Source organism: Streptococcus sp. 3874, from assembly GCF_013276425.1.
Classification (GTDB): Bacteria; Bacillota; Bacilli; order Lactobacillales; family Streptococcaceae; genus Streptococcus; species Streptococcus pseudopneumoniae.
Genome location: NZ_VMLA01000132.1, coordinates 1 through 4,121 on the forward strand (window position 1 = coordinate 1; position 4,121 = coordinate 4,121).

Annotated in this window: 3 protein-coding genes; 1 reads left to right on the plus strand and 2 read right to left on the minus strand. The window is 41.2% G+C overall.

The genetic code is table 11. The features are described from left to right. Positions 1-31 precede the first annotated feature (31 nt). Entirely contained in the window at positions 32-256 is a 225-nt protein-coding gene (locus tag HT703_RS11895; RefSeq protein ID WP_240150165.1) for a hypothetical protein, read from the minus strand. A gap of 220 nt (positions 257-476) precedes the next feature. Further along, positions 477-2,801 (minus strand): formate C-acetyltransferase, encoded by a 2,325-nt coding sequence (pflB, locus tag HT703_RS10810; RefSeq protein ID WP_000260631.1) that lies wholly within the window; start codon positions 2,799-2,801, stop codon positions 477-479. A gap of 238 nt (positions 2,802-3,039) precedes the next feature. Between pflB and dinB the strand changes: the two genes are divergently transcribed. After that, on the plus strand, positions 3,040-4,101 hold the full coding sequence (gene dinB / locus HT703_RS10815) for a DNA polymerase IV (protein WP_000904576.1): 1,062 nt from the start codon (positions 3,040-3,042) through the stop codon (positions 4,099-4,101). Positions 4,102-4,121 lie beyond the last annotated feature (20 nt).

Below are 4,121 nucleotides of genomic sequence, written 5' to 3' on the forward strand. Positions count from 1 at the left end.
GTCAAAGGTTATTTCTTTCATTCTTTTTCTCCTAATACTCTTCAAACCACGTCAGCTTCGCCTTGCCGTAGGTATGGTTACTGACTTCGTCAGTTCTATCCACAACCTCAAAACAGTGTTTTGAGCTGACTTCGTCAGTTCTATCCACAACCTCAAAACAGTGTTTTGAGCTGACTTCGTCAGTTCTATCTACAACCTCAAAACAGTGTTTTGAGCAACCTGAGGATAGCTTCCTAGTTTGCTCTTTGATTTTCATTGAGGATTATTTTCAAATCCCCCCAACTCAACAAGTATCTTTGAATTCCAGTCAATTTCTAGCACTGTTTGAAACGTTTCAGCGGGCTATTTCAGATTCGGTCCACTATTCCTTTCCAAAAACATTGCATATTGCGCCAAAGGAATTGCTCACACTATCCCCAAGCACAAAACCCTCAGTCGACTGACCGAGAGTTCCTTTTCATTATTCAAGAACTTGATTAGCTCAATGCATCCAAGGCATCATCCATTGAAAGAACTTCGTGGAAGACACGTTGTGTCAATTCAGTTTTTTGTTCTGGAGTGAGGTATTTAGTGTTTACACAGTATCCAGAGATACGTACGATAACGTCTTCACCTGACATAATCTTTTCGTAAACATCGTTCAAGTCCATAACGTTCAAGTTAACGTGTTGTCCACCGTTTTCGAAGTAACCATCAAGGATTGTTACCAAGTTATCAACTTGTTCGTCACGAGTCTTACCAAGAGCGCGAGGTGATACTTGTGTAGTCAATGAGATACCATCAGCTGCATAACTAAAGTCAAGGCTAGAAAGTGAATTCAAGTTTTGCAACCATCCACCTTTAGCTTTGTTAGATGGGTTAGCACCTGGTGAGAAGAATTCAAGTTTAGACAAGTTCACAGAACCATCTTCGTTGAGGTATACACCTTTGTGGACTGGTGAGTTACCAGTTTGTTTAGAGTAAGCAACGTTAGATGTGATTGTCAAAAGTGATACAGTAGCTTCTGCGTCTTTGTAAAGTTTGTGGCTACGTAGACGAGTAGTGTAAGCTTCGATCAACCATTCTGCCAATTCGTTTGAACGTGGGTCATCTTCACCCCAACGTGGGTATTCACCGATTGTTTCGTAATCGTAGATATAGCCATTTTCGTCACGGATTGGTTTAACTGTAGCGTACTTAATAGCTGACAATGTGTCAACAGTGTTGGCAAATCCACAGATACCGAATCCCATGTTGGCACGTTGTTTAGTTGGCAAGAAGGCCATTTGAACAGCTTCGTAGTTGTATTTATCAGTCATGTAGTGAATGATGTTCAAGGCATCTACGTAAGTGTCAGTCAACCAGTCAAGAGATTTTTCAAAGTTAGCTTTAACTGATTCAAATTCAAGAACTTCGTCACGGATTGGTTCGATGTCAAATACTTTGTAGTCTTTGTGAACATCGTCGTAACCACCGTTCAAACCAGTAAGAAGGGCTTTCAATACGTTTACACGCGCACCGAAGTACTGGATGTTGTGGCGTTGTTCTTCATTTTCTGGGTCAAGTGGAGACACACAGCATGAGATACAACTCATTTCACCATATCCGTCTTTAGCCATTGTTGTTACACCTTCGTATTGGATAGAAGAGTGTTTGTGGCTCATGTGCATACAGTAGCGGCGGAAGTTGTATGGCAATTTATCAGTCCAAAGAACTGTCAAGTTTGGTTCTGGAGAGTTACCGATGTTGTCAAGAGTGTTCAAGAAACGGTAGTCCATCTTAGTAACACGGTGACGACCGTCGTTACCCATACCAGCCATAGAAGTTGTGATGAAAGTTGGGTCACCTGAGTACAATTGGTCGTAAGCTTTTGTCCGAGCAAATTTAACTGTACGAAGTTTCATAACGAAATCATCAACGAATTCTTGGATTTCTGATTCAGTAAATGTACCACGAGCAAGGTCACGTTCTGCAAAGATGTCCAAAACGATTGGTACACGTCCTAGAGATGTAGCAGCACCGTTGATAACACGGCAGACAGACATGAAGGCGATGTTAACCCATTGGATCGCTTCTTTAACGTTCATCGCTGGTTTGCGAACATCAACTCCGTAAAGGTCACCCAAGCGAACAACTTGTTGCAATGCTTGGTATTGAAGGTTGATTTCTTCACGAAGACGGATTGTTTCTTCATCAATTTCTTCGATTGCATTCCAGTCGTTTACTTTTTCTTGCATCAAGTAGTCTGCACCGTAAAGAGCAAGACGTGCGTAAACACCGATGATACGTCCGCGTGAGTATGCATCTGGAAGACCAGTTACAGTGTGTGCGTGACGTGCGCGACGAATGTTTGAAGTGTAGGCACGGAAGATACCGTCGTTAACTGTTGTTACGTATTTAGTAAAGATTTCGTGAACAGCTGGATCTGGTTCGTATCCATTTTCTTTCAAAGTTGTTTCAGCCATACGGATACCACCTTTTGGCATGAAGTTCAATTTGAAGAGTTCATCGTTTTGGATACCGAAGATAACTTCATTTTCTTTATCGATAAATCCTGCTGGGATATCAGCGATAGATGTTGGACGAGTGTCCATTGGGAAACGAGTTTCTTCGTAGTGAGCCTTCGTTTCTTCTACAATTTTTTTGATGTGAAGTGAACGTTCTGTTGGTCCTGCAAGGAAGCTTTCGTCTCCATCGTAAGGTGTGTAGTTAGCTTGTACGAAGCGTGATACACTTGCTTTTTCTTTCCAATCTACGCCTTTGAAGCCTTCCCAAGCTTTGTCAAAAATATCTTGTGCTTCAACAACTGTTTTAACAACCATGTTAATGTCCTCTTTTTTCTTTCTAGTAACAACCATCTGTTACATTCATGAGACAAGTATACCATACAGTAACCGATTTCAACAAGTGGAAAATCCCTATTTTTACACTTTCTTTTCTAAAACAGTCTATATTTTATTTCAAACTGTATTATATTTTTGAAAAAATAAAGTCCTTTTTTCTTTTTTTCAGAAAAAAGGGTATAATAAAAGAAAATAAGCGGTAAAAAGGGGGCTAGGCATGTTGATTTTTCCTTTGTTAAATGATTTGTCAAGAAAAATCATCCATATTGACATGGATGCCTTTTTTGCTGCGGTGGAAATCAGAGATAATCCTAAACTCAGAGGAAAACCTGTCATTATCGGCAGTGACCCTCGGCAAACAGGTGGGCGGGGAGTCGTTTCTACCTGTAGCTATGAGGCACGAGCTTTTGGTATCCATTCAGCCATGAGCTCTAAGGAAGCCTATGAGCGTTGTCCCCAGGCCGTCTTCATCTCGGGGAATTATGAGAAATACAAAGCTGTGGGACTCCAGATTCGAGCTATCTTTAAGCGCTATACAGATTTAATAGAACCCATGAGCATTGACGAAGCCTATTTGGATGTGACAGAAAATAAACTCGGGATCAAGTCAGCGGTCAAAATTGCTCGCCTCATTCAAGAGGATATCTGGCAAGAACTCCATCTAACTGCTTCTGCTGGCGTTTCTTACAACAAATTCTTGGCTAAAATGGCCAGTGATTATCAAAAACCACATGGTTTGACAGTGATTCTACCTGACCAAGCTGAGGATTTCCTCAAACAAATGGATATTTCCAAGTTTCATGGAGTAGGAAAAAAGACTGTAGAACGTCTTCATCAAATGGGCGTTTTTACTGGCGCTGACCTACTTGAAGTCCCTGAAGTGACCCTAATAGATCGTTTTGGTAGACTGGGTTATGACCTTTATCGAAAGGCTCGTGGCATCCACAATTCCCCAGTCAAATCCAATCGCATCCGTAAGTCAATCGGGAAGGAGAAAACCTATGGGAAGATTCTCCGTGCCGAGGAAGATATCAAAAAAGAGCTGACTCTTCTATCAGAAAGAGTCGCTCTCAATCTCAGTCAACAAGAAAAATCTGGAAAAATTGTCATTTTGAAAATCCGCTACGAGGACTTTTCAACTCTCACTAAACGAAAAAGTCTAGCTCAAAAAACACAGGATGCTAGCCAGATAAGCCAAATAGCCCTACAACTCTATGAAGAATTAAGCGAGAAAGAAAGAGGTGTCCGCCTGCTGGGGATTACCGTGACTGGATTTTGAAACTCAATGAAAATCAAAGA